Raw genomic sequence first — 15,409 nt, forward strand, 5'->3', positions numbered from 1 at the left:
TTTTTCATACAGTTTAAATAAAATTAATAAAGATTCACATAATAATTTATTTTGAATCATTCCTTTTAGCAATTGACAGATGGTTTTTGAGATTTTTAAGATTAGTGGAAAATACATTCTTAAACTTAATTTTTCTGATCTGTTAAAATTCATCTGTTGTACAGCAGAATTTGCCCGGTGCTGAATGACTTTTATCTTTATTTCAAAAGAAATATTTGTTATTTACTGCATAATTGGCCGGAAACCGGTACTTTTGCAGTGAATCAGTTGATGGGAATTCAGAGGTACGTAATTATTTAATTCATGTAATAATGAACAACAAACCTTTACACAATTTCCATATTCCCGTGATGGGATTGGCTTACACGATAGACAGCCCTATCCGTGTGGCGCAATACGGTATTTCATCCGTAGTTTCTATCATCGATGATGAGATCATAGAAAAAATGAAAAATTTTTACAGCAAAAAATTCCATCTGAATTACCCTCGTATTTCAGCAAAGACGGATGATTACCGGGCAAAAAGGATTACCGGTTATCTGGATATGATGGATGATATTGTGAATCAGAAGTTTGAAGCCTTTAAGGAAGAAATTTCCAGAAACAAAATCGCTCTAAAGAATTTCATGGAAATGCTTCCCAATACTTCCGAACTGAAAGAAGGCCTGCAGCCATTCCTGAACTGTAAAGAACGTATTTCCTCATCGCTTAAAACTTTTATCGATGAGCATTTCCTTAGGGGCAGTATCGATGTCAATATCATGACGAAGGTCGATAAGGAAAATTTTCACGGCCAGGAGCCGCTTCCGGTTATTTATAATGATGCCCATGCGTCATTAAGGGGTTTTGCCAATAGTAAATTATCATCATCGGTGGTTCTCTCGGCCGGGATGAATCCGCGTTTGTACAGCTATCTCGAAGAATTTGACGATTTTTTCCCGAATAAAAACGGAAAACTGAAAAAGAAAATTATCCTGAAAGTAAGTGATTTCCGGTCGGCTATGATCCAGGGCAATTTCCTGGCTAAAAAAGGGCTGTGGGTATCGGAATACAGAGTGGAATCCGGGCTCAACTGTGGTGGTCACGCTTTTGCAACCGAAGGCTTGCTGCTGGGTCCGATTATGGAAGAATTTAAACAGAAGAAAACAGAACTTATAACGTCTGCCCATGCCCTGATGATTAAAGCCCTGGAAGAAAAGGGTAAAAATACGGTTGTGCATCCACTGGAAATGGTGATTACGGTTCAGGGCGGGGTAGGAACCGCCGAGGAACACGGCTTCCTGCTTAAACAGTATAATGTAGACAGTGTGGGCTGGGGGTCACCTTTCCTGCTGGTTCCGGAAGCCACTTCAGTAGATGAAGAAACGAGGAAACTGCTGGCCGTTTCGGAAGAAAAAGATTTTTACCTCAGCAATCTTTCTCCGCTGGGTGTACCTTTCAATACGGTAAAAGGGACTTCTAACGAACGGATCCGACGGGAAAAGCAAAAAAGAAACCGTTTCGGAAGTTCGTGCCCGAAGAAGCTGCTGGCCTTAAGCAGAGAATATTCACCGGGAGGAATGTGTACCGCTTCAAAAAAATACCAGGACATTAAATTTGCTGAACTGGAGGAGATAAAGGCGGAAATTCCGGGTAGAATTTATGAAAAGAGAAAAGAGGCTATTACCGAAAAGGCCTGCCTTTGTGTAGGACTGGTGAATGCGGCCTACCTGGAAAATGGTCTGGACATCAAAGGGGAAAAACAAGGCGTGGTGATCTGCCCGGGACCTAATCTTGCGTATTTTGATAAAGAGGTTTCCCTTTGCAGAATGATAGGGCATATTTATGGGAATGACGATGTTCTGGGCACTACCGAAAGGCCGAATATGTTTGTCAATGAGCTTAAAATGTATATTGATCACCTTGCAAAAGAGGTCAGAGACTTTTCAGGAACCTTAACGAATTCCCAGATTAAAAAGTGGAATGCCTTTAAAGAAAACCTGCTGAAAGGAATTGACTATTATGAAGATCTTTTCCAAAAAACAGGATCTTTTAAGACCGATCTAAATATCTTCCGGCACCTGAAAGAAAAAAGGGAAATATTACTGGAAATTGAAATTCACGGAAATTAAATTTTTTATCAGAACTCTTTTCTGGTATTCATATAGAATTATTAAAAGGCCGTTATCAGATTTGAAACGGCCTTTCTTTAAATCAAACAACAATCAAAACAGTTTCTTGAAAAGGCTGACCCATTTATTGTTGACCCGCGTGCCGCGTGAATTGAAATTGACACTGGCACCCCGTATGCCGATGGTAGTATTCACGCCTTTCTGGCTGATATTCAGGTGAACACCCGGCATCAGCTTCACTCTTTTTCTGTAACTCCATCCCATAATCTTAAATTGTTTTCGGTTAATAATTTTAAAGGTAGGGATATTTGGAGAGCGGTTTTTCCGGGTTTCCGCAGAGCAGTGGAAGAAATAACGTGAACCTCAAGCAGAGTTCAGATTAAATAGCTATAAGAAGAGAAACTTAATTTTTACTTTCTGTTTCGATAAGCTACTGAATATAGATTAACATAGTCAGATTCACAGCAGAAATATTAAAGTAAATACATCTCGCGGGTTTTTGAAAACCGATGAGTTTTAAATAGGATCATCTGAAATTTAGTCGTAATAGCTAATCTTTCCGGCACTCTGAAGTTAATGCTGATTAACTTTCTTTTATTCAGGAAAGATCTTCAGCAGGAAACCAAATACCGAAAACCATCTGTTTATTCTGTTTTCTTTTTGTTGAGATGCGAAGAAATATGACGTAAAGAAAGATTGGCCAGATCGATATTCCACAACGGCTTGCTTTCATTGATAACGACATTTGTGCGGTTTTTAAGATCAAATTCTTCTATAAAACAATAATAAAGGTATTTGTTAACCCTTATCTGAACGCGTTTGCCTTTATAATTGATATCACTGTATAAATAATAGAATTCATCGGAATGAAAATCAACGTAAAGTGACATTATATGCTCGCTCATAAATCTTTTCCGTTTGTTAAGAGTCCAGCTGTTTAAGCGTTTTATTCTACCTTTACTGGAAATACGGAGCTGGTCCTCCATACCGGGAATCGGCTTCCATATCTCATCCGGAAGATCTTCGAGGGAAAGGTTTATGCAGGCCGGTGGGTTATTCTCATCAATGTTTGGCTGGCCGAGCTTTTTCCAGAGGGAGGTATTCAGTATTTTATCCGTTTTTTTCTTGTCTACCGGTACAAAATCATCTTTTGTGGGAACATCGTTTTTTAAAAACCACCGGAACTCACCGGCAGTCAGATGTTCCTTTTCTACAACAGACATAATATTGATCCGGCTGATCCCCAGGCTCTCTGCGGCGGAATCCATATTTTCATAGGAAGCAACAAAATCACCCTCCACCGTATACTGGTCTACGGGCCGGTTAAAATCCCCTTTTTTGCCCCTTCCGAGTTTCATGGTTTTAGAGCGCAGTTCACTGATGGATAGTTTTTCCAGGTTATCGGCATGGATGTGAAACTGGTTATTATCTTTGAATGAAATGAAGCACAACCGGTCTTCCATATTAAATTTTTCGACAAAATGGTAATAGACCAGACGGGGTATCGACACTCCGAAACGTTTTCCGTCCAAACTTAGCTTACCTCGGACCGTATAAAAATCAGTGTTCAGGAATTTGTTGAAATATTTATAAACATGAGGCTTCTTAATAATATCTTTCATATGACGTATTCCGCCCATTGAATTGATCACACAACGTTCCAGACTCTTGATCCGGCCGTAATTGGAAATGGCATAGTTCTCGAAATCTTCAATCGGTTTCCATTCTTCACCGGGAAGATCTTCCAGAGATGGGTTGGCAAGAACATCGTTAAGGTATCGGTCTTCGATATCGGTTGGCAGTTTCATAATTATTTAAAGATAATTTGCGTATCAGTCCCCGGCATCAAATGTAATAAAAGTTTTGAAGATAAAAAGATCCGGAACGATGATCTTTAAAATAAAAATCCTTCAGGCTACCGTACAGGACTTATTTTTTCTGCGGAGCGTGAAGGATTCGAACCGATACGCTAATTATATTCTGAACATTGACTTTTCAATTTTTGGAGTTTAAAATGCCATGCTTTGCCACAACCTTTAGATTATTTCAAAAATGGACGTTTCAAATTCACATTTTACCTGGCGGAGAGCGAGGGATTCGAACTAACCGTATGAAATGCCCTTCTACCACCTTGCTTAAGTAGTACAATTGCCCCGGACCTGCCATAATTTAAGCAATCGATTTAATTTTTTAATTTATTGATTAATAATATCTTAAATAACTATTTTAAGCAGCCGGACTGTTTTTCGTAATCGCTTAAGCGGCAATGTCATTTATCAATCCTTAATGTTTATATACATCACTAAGCTTGTATTCATAAATATTTTATTATGAGTTTAATTATTGGAAAATTAAAAAAAGGTGGTGATGCCGGTGAAGAGTACTTGCTATTAAAATGACAGCACACTTTTTGCTTTTAAAATAAGTTTTTGGATTCAGGTGGATATCCGGAAATTTTTCGTAATTTATAAACGGATAATAATAAAATTATGGCAAGAATCCTGATTGAAGATATTATAAAGCAGCTCAATGATCTGCATGATGGTGAGGTATGGCTGGATGAAACTTTTGCAAAAAAATTTGAACAGATTAATGAAACGGATGCATTTACCCGGCCGCTTCCTGATCTGCACAGTCCTGCGGAACTGATCTCACATCTTGTTGTTTGGCGCAGGGCAGTTATGGGCCGGCTGAAGGGTGCAGTGGTTCGGCTGGAACTCGATGATCCTTCCAATTGGAAAACCAATGATGAATTACGCCCTGCCGGATGGGAAGCGCTCAAAAAAGAACTGTACCAAAGCAAGCAGGAGATTATTGATATCCTGAACGGTAAAGACGATACCTATCTCGATACCATTTCAGCCGATTATGGGAAAGACTTCCGGTATTTCTTGCAGGGACTTATTCATCATGATCTCTACCATATGGGCCAGCTGGGCATTTCTGTCAAGTATTTAAACAAGTAATTGCCTGTCGGTCGCTCTTACTGTTATTTGTCATAATTCGAAAAAATCAGTTATTCAAAAGCATAGGGAAATGAAAATTTTCCGGTAGTGCAGCACAAAACCATCACATATATAAAGAATGAAACAGTCCATCATTCATATTTCACTTCTGGTCAGGGACTACGATGAAGCCCTTGATTTTTACCTCCAGAAATTAGGATTTGATCTTGTGGAAGATACCCGTCTATCAGAAACCAAACGATGGGTACTAGTTAAGCCTCCCGGTTCCTCCGGATGCTGTCTTCTGTTAGCTCAGGCAGCGAATGAACAACAGCTTTTAGCCGTTGGAAATCAGAGCGGTGGCAGAGTCTTCCTGTTTCTCGAAACAGACAACTTTGATAAAATCTATGATGCCATGCTGGCAAACGGAATTGTATTTGTCCGTGAGCCGGTTGTTGAAACCTACGGGACCGTGGCTGTATTTACTGATTTATACGGTAATTTATGGGATCTGATTGAAAGAAAAGTTAATGCTGGTTAAGGATTCAAAATATACTTCAATTCCTGATTCATTCCAAAGCGGGAGAATAGCTTAAGGTACCCTTAAAAAGAATATTTGTCCAAAATTTTGATTCTAACATAATTTTAAAATTATGGTTTATAATATCGTACAATAGCGATATCAAATTAAGCCGTTAATGTAATTTATCGGTTAATTTACAGTTGGTTAAATCGGAATTTGTGGCACTTTTTCTACTATATAAAAGTGCTGCGATTCTGCCACAATAATTATGAGCACTTTTGATAATTATGCAAATATCTGGCAAAATAAAAAGCCTGCATTTTAACAAAATGCAGGCTCTAGGCTTTATAATAAAAATAGGAGCGGACTCCTAATATCTAACTGGCGGAGAGTGAGGGATTCGAACCCCCGGACCTGTTACAGTCAACAGTTTTCAAGACTGCCGCAATCGACCACTCTGCCAACTCTCCTTACTTATTACGATTTCTCGTTTTCAGTGGTGCAAATATAGGATTATTTTTTAATACCGGCAAGACATATTTTTGAAAAACCTTTGCCATCCGGCTATGGCTCTAGATTTCAATAGATAAAATTCAACGGCTTTTAAAAAAAATTGTTTATGAATTAAACCCTGAATGTTTAAAAATGAAGTCTATGGCCGCTTTTATTATCATTCCGGCTGAATGATCACATACCGGACCAATGGGAATGCGCGTTTTACCGTTTGGCGAATGCGCTGGACGGCTTCGGTAATTTCTTCCGTATCGAGATGGTCTTTGAAATCAATAATCAGTACCAGCACAATCTCTTCCGGTGACTGGTAGGTGGATAGTATATTTTTTGTCTTTACTACCGCATCATCCTGTTCTGCCAGTCTGCTGATCTTTTCCCGGGTTTCAGGAGCTATCCCTTCACCCATCAGAAGGCTTCTGCTTTCCCGGGCCAGGATCAACGATACAAAGACAAGGATCAGCCCTACGATAATCGATGCCACGCCGTCCAGTTCCGGAATTCCGAATGAATGGCTGATTCCCATCAGGATCATCACAACTGTAAGACCGGCCACCGCCGCGCCGTCTTCGAAAACAACCAGAAAGCTTGACGGGTCCTTGCTTCTGATGATCGCATCCCACCATCTTACGCCCTTGCGGGTCTTGTTGAATTCTTTAACGGAGATAATCAGCGAGGTGCCCTCAAAAATCAGGGAAAGGATCAGGACAATATAGTTCCAGAACGGGTCTTTCATCACTTCGGGCTCGATGATGTGAAGGATTCCCTGGTAAACGGATAGTGCACCGCCGAGGCCGAATATCAGGATAGAAACCACAAAGGACCAGAAATACAGTTCCTTGCCATAGCCGAAGGGATGCGATTCGTCAGGTGCTTTCCTGCTCCTTTTGATTCCGTACAAAAGCAGGATCTGGTTGGTGGTATCAACAGTAGAGTGGATCCCTTCCGAAATCATGGAAGAACTGTTGGTAAAACCCCCTGCTACAAACTTGGTGATCGCGATCAGCAGATTGGCGGCGAGGGCACTGTAAATGGATTTGCGGTTATTGGCCATGGGTTGTCATCAAATGGAAATGCTCAGGATGTCCTGTAAAAGTTAAGCTTTGCTAAATGTATGCCAGCGTATCCGTGCAGGTCATCACGGTTTCAGCTGATCATATCACAGGCTGCTGAACAGGTAGCCGATAAGAAAGATGCTGATGGACATGATCAGGACCGTCACAATCAGGATTAACGAATTGTTTCCGACAAAAACATTTTCTATGATCCTTTTCCGGGTCTTCCTGTAATTCAGGTAGGAGAGGAGCAGGATTACCACGCCGGCCGCTACGAGCACCAGGCCGGTTACTCCGGAATATTCTTTCTGGTAATGCACAAGATGCTGTTCCGTATTCAGCAGGGCAATCTGTTCAGGAACAGGGAAAATTTCACCAATATAAACCCGAAACCCATCAGTGCAACAGAGGTCCTCAGCCAGGCCAGGAAGGTCCGTTCATTAGCCAGATGATCGCTGGTGTTGTTCTTTTCATTCGTCATCGCATGATTTTAAATCGTTCATGATGAGTTGGAATACAAACCCTAATCCAACAAGGTAATTTTACAGGCTGAATTTTTATTTTCGATACGGACGGTCCTGCTGACTCTTGTAATTGTTTCTGCTATAGTTCTGATCAGTACTTTCATCCGTCAGGATGATGATGATGCAAAGCTTTTTCATGAATAGTTTGACGGCCCTGTTTCTTCCCTGATCAATGATACTCTCGGGACCCAATATTCAATTAAAGCTTCCGGATCCAGTGCAACTGCAAAGGAAAGCATAGAAGTCATCTATGCTGAGAAAGTACGGGCTGATATTCAGGAAAAAATCATTAATAACCTGTTTTTCTACGTGCTATGGACCGTAAGGGCCCTGCTGTTTATCGGCATTGTCCTTTTCTGGTATATTGCCAGGCTCACCCGGCAGCTTCATTTCAAAAACCGTCGATTGAAGGCTTATTATGAATCCAATCTTCATCTGATGGCTATTTACCGCGGCGTGATTGAAGAACAACAGTATGGAATCGAGTTCCTGACAGGAGCGGCAAGAAAGCTGCGTTAAAAAAAGAAATGGCTTCTAAGCTATTCGGAAGAAGGTTTGTCCGTTTTGATGACATAAGCTTTTAACGCAGCCATCTTTCCGTTTTCAAACCGCCAGTTGTCGCAGTATGAATAATGTTTATCGGTCCCGGATGAATTTTTCAGGGTGATTTCACCCAGGACACTTACGAAATTTCCTTCTCCGATGATGGTTTCCACATTAAAAACAGGTGGCTCAGCATAGGCTTCCCGCATGTATTCCCGGACTTTCTCTTTTCCGGTAACCGTCCGGTCTCCGACGAAAATCCATTCGGTATCTTCCGTACAATAGTTCAGAAATCCTTCATAATCTCCCCGGGTGATACAGTCATTGGCTGTTTGTAAAATTTCTTTGTTGTTCATGTCGTTTAATTTTTAATTGGTTATTTCAGCCGAACGATAATTTCTGCAGGTTAAGCACCATAGATTTCAGACAGCAAAGATGAGGCCTGACTGCCACTGTAAGAGTATTAGAGGGATTTTCACACCGTATAATAAAAAAGGTAGAAAATCAGAATTTTGAATAAAGTTCTTTTAATAGTTTGTGAGTACCCTTACCCAATAGAGCAGCTTTATTTATCTTCAAATCAACAGCATGACATAAAATCCTTTGTCTGGCTTGAAACAAAATTAAAATAACCCCATCTTATCTACCTGGATAGTTAATACGGTAAAATGATAACTTCTATGTAAGCCGGCGGGCCGCCTGATCAGATCAGTTTGCCGGCCCCTTTTTTGCCTTCTCACGAAAATATAAAACTTTTTATTTAAAAAAAATTTGGTATCCCATATTAACAGGGGCGTAAAATTCAACTTCGGCAATTCCTGGTCTTACCGCAAGTTTACTGAAATTTATCCTTACGGTTTTGCGGCTTACCGCCCGGTTCGGCCGTTTAATACATGCAATAAACCCTCTGATCCGTATCTTCCCTCTGTGCTGTTCTATCACCCGAACAGATCAACTAGAAAAACGTTTTTACCATTATAAGGAGCTTTTTGTGGTATGTAATTGAAAGTGTGGTATTTGAAAGATATTCAAGGGTCTGGTATTTGTATTACGGAGGTACAAACCATTTACAATACATCAATATGAAATCAAAAGAAACCAAAAACGGGGGAGCCTCCGGAAAGGTGGCTGCAAAATCTTCGGCTGCCGAAGGACTGAGAGAATTGTTTATCGACGAGCTTAAAGACATCGTTTATGCCGAAAGGGCACTGGTAAAATCGTTGCCGAAAATGGCCCGTAATGCAACGGAGCCCAAGCTGGTGGCAGCCATTGAAGAGCACGTAGCCGTAACGGAAGGCCAGGTGCAGCGGCTGGAAAAGATCTTCGAACTACTCGGGGAATCGAACCGCGGAAAGAAATGCGACGCTATGGAAGGGCTGATCAAAGAAGGGGAGAGCATCATGGAAGAAACTGAAGCCGGCCCGGTAAGGGATGCCGGGATTATTTCTGCTTCCCAGAAGATCGAGCATTACGAGATAGCCTCCTACGGTACACTGGCTGCTTTTGCAAAAACCCTGGGAGAAGAGGAAATCGCCTCGCTGCTGGAAGAGACGCTGGCGGAAGAAAAGCAGGCCGACGCATTGCTTACCGATTCGGCTTATCATTCCATCAATTTTGAAGCGGCTGATGAAGATCAGGAAAAATAAAATCATGAACCGGGCTGCCCTGCAGCCCGGTTTCCTTTAAACACCACTATCACTTATGAAAAAAACAACTTTACTGAGTATCGCAGCGTTTACGGCTGTATGTGCCGTTCAGGGACTATCGGCCCAGCGGGGAACCCCGCCGAAAGAGGTCGTTACCGTCACCCACACCACAAATTATCCGGAGCACCTGGATTTTATCCCCGAAATGGTCGGGATGCTTAAAGTTCCTGATGGCTGGACGGTTTCCGTAGCGGCCTCAGGCCTGGGCAAGCCCCGAATGCTTTACCTGACTCCCGAAGGCCATCTTTACGTTACGAGAAGGGATGCCGGCGATGTGCTTCTCCTGAAAGACCAGAACCGCGACGGGAAATTCGATGACGTAAAAACGGTGCTTGCCGAGTTTAAAGGCGTGCATGGCATTACGATGAAAGACGGCTTCCTGTATGTGTGCAACAACAATGAGCTGCGCCGCTACAAAACCAATACGGACGGAACCCTGTCGGCCAAAGAGATGCTGTTCAATGATATGCCGAGTGCCGGGCAGCATCCGAACCGTACCCTGGATTTCGGACCGGACGGAAAACTCTACATCTCCATCGGCACCCTCTGCAACGACTGTAAGGAAAGCGACCGCGAAGCCGCAACCATGGTACAGGTAGACCCGCTGACCTGGGAAAGGAAAATCTATGCCTCCGGCCTACGCAACATGATCGGTTTCGGCTGGCATCCGCAGACTTCCGAGCTCTGGGGCGTGGACAACGGCGGCGATACAAAAGGGGACGACTGGCCACCGGAAGAGCTTAACCAGATCAAAGAAGGTAAAAACTACGGCTATCCGTTTGCCTATGCAAAAAGGGAAGTCGACAAAAGCAGGGAAGACCCGGCAGGGGACAGCAAGGAAAAATGGGTGATGAATACGGAACCCTCGGTCATGGAGTTCCAGGCGCATATGGCGCCAATCGGATTCCGGTTTTTCCCTTCAGGTGCGCCTTTCAGCGGTGATGCCCTCGTGAACTGGCATGGCTCGTGGAACCGGAGCAAGCCTGTAGGATTCAAGGTCCAGAAGATTCATTTCGCCAACGGGAGACCGGTATCGGCTGAAGATTTCCTTTCCGGCTTCCTGAAAGGGAAAACCCGTTTCGGCAGGCCCGCCGGCGTTGCCATCGCATCATCCGGTAAAGTGTTTATTTCAGATGATGCCAACGGCGTTATTTACAGTGTTCAACCTAAATAAAATAATATGAAAAAAATAATATTCTGTGCCCTTTTTGCAAGCTGTGCTGCAGCCCTGCCGGATCAGCCGACCGCAAGAATAGAATTCAGCGCACCGGAAACCTATCCTGAAGGAATTGCATATGACAGCATTTCCAATACTTATTTTGTCTCTTCGGCAAGGCTGGGAAGCATCGGAAAAGTAACACCGGCCGGAGCATACACGGCACTCATCAGCGATCCGGCATTCAAATCGAGTTATGGATTGAAGGTTCATCCGGACGGAAAGCGTCTTTTTGCATGTATCGGCGATGCCAATTACAGCAAGTTCACCTCCCCTGAAACCCGTAAAAAGCTGGCCCGCCTCATAGGCATCGATAAAATGACCGGCAGGAAAACGGATGATATCGACCTTTCGGGACTGGTACCCGGAAAGCATTTTCCCAATGATCTTACCTTCGACAGCCGGCAGAATGCCTATATTACCGACAGCTTTGCGAATGTGATCTATAAAGTAACACCGGATGGAAAGGCTTCCGTATTTGCAGACAGCCCTCTTTTCAAAACCGAAGGCATCGGGCTGAACGGCATCGTTTATCATCCTGCCGGCTACCTGCTTTCCGTAAGCAGCGGTACCGGAGCGGTCTACAAAATAGACCTTGCCGATCCGCGAAAGGTTTCCAAGGTAGCTACCGAACAGTTCTTCATCAACGGCGACGGCCTCCTGCTGAACGGCGAATGGAAACTCCTTGTTGTCCAGAACGGAGGCAGTGATAAAATCTATGAGCTGATGTCTGATGACAACTGGTCTTCGGCGAAGCTCTCGGCTTCCACCCTGGCAGCCGACCGTTTTACGTATCCGTCTACGGTAACGAAAGCCGGTGATAAGTTCTGGGTGATGAATGCCAAATTCTCAGAGCTTACCAACAGCACCTCAGTTCCCTCGCAGAAATTTGCCATACAGCATGCCCGGCTGATGCCGCTTCCCAAATAAATGATCTGATCAGGACAGGGCAGTACGCTTCTGTCCTGATTTGTATTCATCTGAAAACAGGATTATTTTCCTTCTGCATGTCACGGCTAAGCCCAGCGGCTTTGTTTGCCTTAAAATCAACGGCATAACATAAAAACTTTATCCGGCCTTGCGGTAAACCGAAATTCATTAAACCGGCTAAAATCAAAGATAAGTTTATGTCTGGGTTAAGCTACCGTCCGCTTCATCAGATCAGTCTGCTGATCACCTCTTTGTTTCCTTTAAACACGCACAGAAACATAAAACTTTGCGTCAAAAGAACGCCGCGTAGTATATAAGATAGTAATCTGAACAAAATACTATTGGCATTTTTATTGAATCTCTGAGAAAGACCTGAAGGGCCGGAAAACACCAGCTTTTCTTACAACACCAAAATCAAATCACAAAAATAAATCTTATGGAACCCTCTGATCAACCTCCTGTAAAATCCGGTTTATCCCGCAAAGAATTTCTGAACCTTACCGGCAAATCGCTGGCCGGAGCCGCCGGCACTTTCGCTTTGGGTGCCGTTATTTCAAACAACGTGTATGGCCAGGACCGGAAAGCAGCCCTTTCGCCGCCGGCTAAAATCCCGGCTGATGTTGGAGAACCGATCGTCCTTGAAAAATGGAAGTCTGAAGCCGACCAGCAGTCGGCCCCTACGCCAACGCCTCTTCCTCCATCCCGCCGCATCGGTTATGCCGTGGTCGGACTGGGCCACCTGGCGCTTGAAGAAATCCTGCCGGCACTTAACAACTGTAAGAAATCAAAGCTGACGGCATTGGTCAGCGGCAGTCCTGAAAAACTGAAGAAAGTAGCAGCTCAGTACGGCATTGCTCCGGAAAACTGCTACAGCTATCAGACGTATGACCAGATTAAGAACAATAAAGAAGTAGACGTTATTTACATCGTCCTGCCGAATGGGCTCCATAAAGAGTATGTGATCCGCGGCGCACAGGCAGGCAAGCACATCTTATGCGAAAAGCCCATGGCAAATACTTCCGCGGAATGCAGGGAAATGCTGGCTGTGTGCAGCAAGGCAGGCGTAAAGCTCATGGTCGCTTACCGGATCCATTACCAGCCGCACAACCGCAAGCTGCGGGAAATGATTCAGAAAAAAGAATTCGGCGTGGCAAAATTCGTAGAAGCCCATAACTCGCAGAGTACCGCCAACGTCGAGCATTGGCGCCACAAGAAAGCCTTGGCGGGCGGCGGAGCGTTGCCTGATATCGGACTATACTGCCTGAACACGACCCGGTTTATCCTCGGCGAAGAACCGGTTGAGGTTTTTGCCTATCAGTACAGCACCCCCGGAAATCCCCTGTTTAAAGAAATCGAAGAACTGGTAAGCTGGCAGATGCGTTTTCCCAGTGGCGTTATCGCCAACTGTGCGACCGATTACGATGTACACGAAAGCCGCCGGTACCGGGTGAACTGTAAAACAGGATGGATGAATATCGATCAGGCCTATGCGTACAAAGGCCAGAAGCTCACCACCTCAAAGGCAGACGGCATGATGAAACGCACCGAAGAAATCGGTCTTGCGGAAAACAACCAGTTTGCTGCGGAAATGGATCACTTTTCAGACTGTATCATGAACAATAAAAAACCGTTTACCCCGGGTGAAGAAGGCCTGCAGGACCATATCATCATGGAAGCGATCTACCGGTCGGCTAAAGAAGGCAAACCCGTAAAGATCAACGGCCTTGCTGCCGCCAATACCTGGAAAGGGCAGGAACCGGAGATGTGATGCTGAATAAGCTGGATGCAGGAAGTTTATTTCCCTATCATCTATAAAGTTTTTGAACTTCAAATTATAATTGAATGCCTGAAAATGCTCAGGTCATTTCAGGACAAAGGCACCGATTTACAGAATCCGTGCTTTTGTTTTTGTATTTAAAGGAAATATAAGAGCTTATTAAGATTAGTCAGTCTAGGCATATAAAAATTTTATTAACCACGGATTTACCTTTAGATTTACACAGATAATGGCTTCGGTTCCGTTCAGCCACCGGAAAAAATAAAATCTAATGTTTCTCATGTGTCAAAAGCCTGATGAATATTGTTTATGACCAGATAAGCTGCTCAAAGAATTTTTTTGATTGCCAGAATGTGAAGTCCAAAAACCTGCTAAATCTGTGTTATTACAATATCTGCCAACACCTTACAGTCCGCTGAAAAATCGGGTCATAGCCTCCAAAGCATTTTCACTGTGCATCGTTTCACCGTTTTCCAGCGATTCCTTTGCTGCTGCGGAAGCCCTTTTCAGCATAGTCTTCTCATAAGACGCAATGGCTTCCTGCATGCAAAGATGGCTGTTGCCGGTCAGCTTTTCACTTAATTCCAGGGCATCGCGCATAGCCATATTGACGCCTTCTCCTGCAAACGGAGGCATGACGTGTGCTGCATCGCCGATGATGGTGGCGTTCGGTAGCGCTTCCCAGTCCTGATCCAGAGGCATACAGTAGATCGGCCTTGGAATAAAAGGGAGGGAAGTGTTTTCAAACAGAGGGTGCCAGATGTCGCTCCATTCCGTATATTCATTTTTAAACCACTCCAATGCCTTCTTATTGTCGGAAAAATTAAGCCCGCTTTCCGTGATCCGGTTTTCCCCGGTTTTAAAGCTGGCATAAAAGCCGATTTCCCCATCGGTTTTCTGTCCCATCAGGATGTTTTTCCCATTACCGAAGGCCATTAGCTTGCCGCCGCGCAGCAAACCGGTAATTTCAGGCACCTGTTTTTCAGCATCAGGAATATCTCCTTCCAGCATGGTGATACCCGAATAAAATGCTGTGATACCGGTGATGTACGGTCTGATTTTCGAACGGGCTCCGTCTGCACCGATCACTAGGTCGGCATAGATTCCCGGACGGTCTTTGAAATGCATCAGCCAGCCTTCGCCCTGCGGTTCCATGGAGAGGAAATGGCTGTCCCAGACCACCGTTCCGGGTCGCAGGGAGTCCAGTAAAATGCTGCGCAATGTTCCGCGGTCGATTTCAGGGCGGAAATATTCAGCTCCGAAATCTTCATTTTTATGGGTGTCATGGTCACTGAAGACCACCTCTGCCTGCGGATCGGTAATGGTGGTCCGGTCGGCTCCCGGCATATAATTCTTTTTAAAGATTTCCAGCAGTCCCGCTTTGCATATTGCAGCCAGTCCGGAATTTTCATGCAGGTCGAGTGGCGAACCCTGCACCCTAGCGGTACGGTCAAAATCCCTTTCATAGACGGTAACGTCTGTATCCCCCATTTGTAAAAGCCGCGCCAGGGTCAGTCCGCCGGGTCCGCCGCCGATGATGGCTACTTTCTTATTCTTTAAGATCATATT

General features: G+C 44.0%; 15 protein-coding genes and 1 tRNA gene. 8 read left to right on the forward strand and 8 right to left on the reverse strand.

Translation table 11 applies throughout. From position 1 onward, the window contains the following. Positions 1–311 precede the first annotated feature (311 nt). Entirely contained in the window at positions 312–2,111 is a 1,800-nt protein-coding gene (locus FY557_RS04720) for a hypothetical protein (RefSeq protein ID WP_149246138.1), read from the forward strand. 93 nt (positions 2,112–2,204) lie between these two features. Here the strand turns inward: FY557_RS04720 and FY557_RS04725 are convergent, their stop codons facing one another. Continuing rightward, positions 2,205–2,375, reverse strand: a complete 171-nt coding sequence (locus FY557_RS04725; RefSeq protein WP_149246139.1) for a DUF4236 domain-containing protein — start codon at positions 2,373–2,375, stop codon at positions 2,205–2,207. 380 nt (positions 2,376–2,755) lie between these two features. Further along, positions 2,756–3,919 (reverse strand): NUMOD4 domain-containing protein, encoded by a 1,164-nt coding sequence (locus FY557_RS04730; protein WP_149246140.1) that lies wholly within the window; start codon positions 3,917–3,919, stop codon positions 2,756–2,758. 681 nt (positions 3,920–4,600) lie between these two features. Here FY557_RS04730 and FY557_RS04735 point away from each other — a divergent pair. Continuing rightward, complete coding sequence (locus FY557_RS04735) at positions 4,601–5,077, forward strand: DinB family protein (RefSeq protein WP_149246141.1); 477 nt, start codon at positions 4,601–4,603, stop codon at positions 5,075–5,077. Between the two features lie 118 nt (positions 5,078–5,195). Continuing rightward, positions 5,196–5,597 carry a VOC family protein gene (locus FY557_RS04740; RefSeq protein ID WP_149246142.1) on the forward strand — a complete coding sequence of 134 codons (402 nt, stop codon included), beginning with the start codon at positions 5,196–5,198 and terminating at the stop codon, positions 5,595–5,597. A 364-nt stretch (positions 5,598–5,961) separates the two neighbouring features. Here the strand turns inward: FY557_RS04740 and FY557_RS04745 are convergent. The 4 genes from FY557_RS04745 to FY557_RS04760 all read right to left on the reverse strand — a co-directional run bounded on the left by FY557_RS04745 (position 5,962) and on the right by FY557_RS04760 (position 7,625). Then, positions 5,962–6,049 (reverse strand) — tRNA-Ser (locus tag FY557_RS04745). Positions 6,050–6,249: 200 nt separating this feature from the next. Then, a complete protein-coding gene (locus FY557_RS04750) occupies positions 6,250–7,143 on the reverse strand; it encodes a cation diffusion facilitator family transporter (RefSeq protein WP_149246143.1) in 894 nt (297 codons plus the stop codon). A 105-nt stretch (positions 7,144–7,248) separates the two neighbouring features. Beyond that, positions 7,249–7,464, reverse strand: coding sequence for a hypothetical protein (locus tag FY557_RS04755; RefSeq protein ID WP_149246144.1), 216 nt, complete (start codon positions 7,462–7,464; stop codon positions 7,249–7,251). A 17-nt stretch (positions 7,465–7,481) separates the two neighbouring features. Beyond that, positions 7,482–7,625, reverse strand: coding sequence for a YidH family protein (locus FY557_RS04760; RefSeq protein WP_149246145.1), 144 nt, complete (start codon positions 7,623–7,625; stop codon positions 7,482–7,484). Between the two features lie 352 nt (positions 7,626–7,977). Between FY557_RS04760 and FY557_RS04765 the strand changes: the two genes are divergently transcribed. Beyond that, a complete protein-coding gene (locus FY557_RS04765) occupies positions 7,978–8,187 on the forward strand; it encodes a hypothetical protein (protein WP_149246146.1) in 210 nt (69 codons plus the stop codon). A 20-nt stretch (positions 8,188–8,207) separates the two neighbouring features. On the opposite strand, the gene FY557_RS04770 is transcribed toward FY557_RS04765, so the two are convergent. Then, positions 8,208–8,567 carry a nuclear transport factor 2 family protein gene (locus FY557_RS04770; RefSeq protein ID WP_149246147.1) on the reverse strand — a complete coding sequence of 120 codons (360 nt, stop codon included), beginning with the start codon at positions 8,565–8,567 and terminating at the stop codon, positions 8,208–8,210. Positions 8,568–9,293: 726 nt separating this feature from the next. On the opposite strand from FY557_RS04770, the gene FY557_RS04775 reads away from it, so the two are divergent. The 4 genes from FY557_RS04775 to FY557_RS04790 all read left to right on the forward strand — a co-directional run bounded on the left by FY557_RS04775 (position 9,294) and on the right by FY557_RS04790 (position 13,831). Beyond that, positions 9,294–9,857 (forward strand): ferritin-like domain-containing protein, encoded by a 564-nt coding sequence (locus FY557_RS04775; RefSeq protein WP_149246148.1) that lies wholly within the window; start codon positions 9,294–9,296, stop codon positions 9,855–9,857. Between the two features lie 55 nt (positions 9,858–9,912). Beyond that, entirely contained in the window at positions 9,913–11,091 is a 1,179-nt protein-coding gene (locus FY557_RS04780; RefSeq protein ID WP_149246149.1) for a PQQ-dependent sugar dehydrogenase, read from the forward strand. A gap of 6 nt (positions 11,092–11,097) precedes the next feature. After that, positions 11,098–12,063: a gluconolaconase gene (locus FY557_RS04785; protein WP_149246150.1), complete on the forward strand. Its 966-nt coding sequence runs from the start codon at positions 11,098–11,100 to the stop codon at positions 12,061–12,063. Positions 12,064–12,499: 436 nt separating this feature from the next. Continuing rightward, positions 12,500–13,831: a Gfo/Idh/MocA family protein gene (locus FY557_RS04790; protein WP_149246151.1), complete on the forward strand. Its 1,332-nt coding sequence runs from the start codon at positions 12,500–12,502 to the stop codon at positions 13,829–13,831. Between the two features lie 414 nt (positions 13,832–14,245). Here FY557_RS04790 and FY557_RS04795 read toward each other — a convergent pair whose 3' ends face one another. Continuing rightward, positions 14,246–15,406: an FAD-dependent oxidoreductase gene (locus FY557_RS04795; protein ID WP_149246152.1), complete on the reverse strand. Its 1,161-nt coding sequence runs from the start codon at positions 15,404–15,406 to the stop codon at positions 14,246–14,248. Between the last annotated feature and the right edge of the window lie 3 nt (positions 15,407–15,409).

The sequence above is a fragment of the Chryseobacterium sp. SN22 genome, from assembly GCF_008329705.1.
Classification (GTDB): Bacteria; Bacteroidota; Bacteroidia; order Flavobacteriales; family Weeksellaceae; genus Chryseobacterium.

Excerpts from the sequence above, each read along its gene's own strand:
- FY557_RS04720 (WP_149246138.1), top strand. The coding sequence starts at position 312 with ATGAACAACAAACCTTTACACAATTTCCATATTCCCGTGATGGGATTG.
- FY557_RS04795 (WP_149246152.1), bottom strand. The coding sequence starts at position 15,406 with ATGATCTTAAAGAATAAGAAAGTAGCCATCATCGGCGGCGGACCCGGC.
- FY557_RS04735 (WP_149246141.1), top strand. The coding sequence starts at position 4,601 with ATGGCAAGAATCCTGATTGAAGATATTATAAAGCAGCTCAATGATCTG.
- FY557_RS04730 (WP_149246140.1), bottom strand. The coding sequence starts at position 3,919 with ATGAAACTGCCAACCGATATCGAAGACCGATACCTTAACGATGTTCTT.
- FY557_RS04775 (WP_149246148.1), top strand. The coding sequence starts at position 9,294 with ATGAAATCAAAAGAAACCAAAAACGGGGGAGCCTCCGGAAAGGTGGCT.
- FY557_RS04790 (WP_149246151.1), top strand. The coding sequence starts at position 12,500 with ATGGAACCCTCTGATCAACCTCCTGTAAAATCCGGTTTATCCCGCAAA.
- FY557_RS04770 (WP_149246147.1), bottom strand. The coding sequence starts at position 8,567 with ATGAACAACAAAGAAATTTTACAAACAGCCAATGACTGTATCACCCGG.
- FY557_RS04785 (WP_149246150.1), top strand. The coding sequence starts at position 11,098 with ATGAAAAAAATAATATTCTGTGCCCTTTTTGCAAGCTGTGCTGCAGCC.
- FY557_RS04780 (WP_149246149.1), top strand. The coding sequence starts at position 9,913 with ATGAAAAAAACAACTTTACTGAGTATCGCAGCGTTTACGGCTGTATGT.
- FY557_RS04750 (WP_149246143.1), bottom strand. The coding sequence starts at position 7,143 with ATGGCCAATAACCGCAAATCCATTTACAGTGCCCTCGCCGCCAATCTG.
- FY557_RS04740 (WP_149246142.1), top strand. The coding sequence starts at position 5,196 with ATGAAACAGTCCATCATTCATATTTCACTTCTGGTCAGGGACTACGAT.
- FY557_RS04760 (WP_149246145.1), bottom strand. The coding sequence starts at position 7,625 with ATGACGAATGAAAAGAACAACACCAGCGATCATCTGGCTAATGAACGG.
- FY557_RS04725 (WP_149246139.1), bottom strand. The coding sequence starts at position 2,375 with ATGGGATGGAGTTACAGAAAAAGAGTGAAGCTGATGCCGGGTGTTCAC.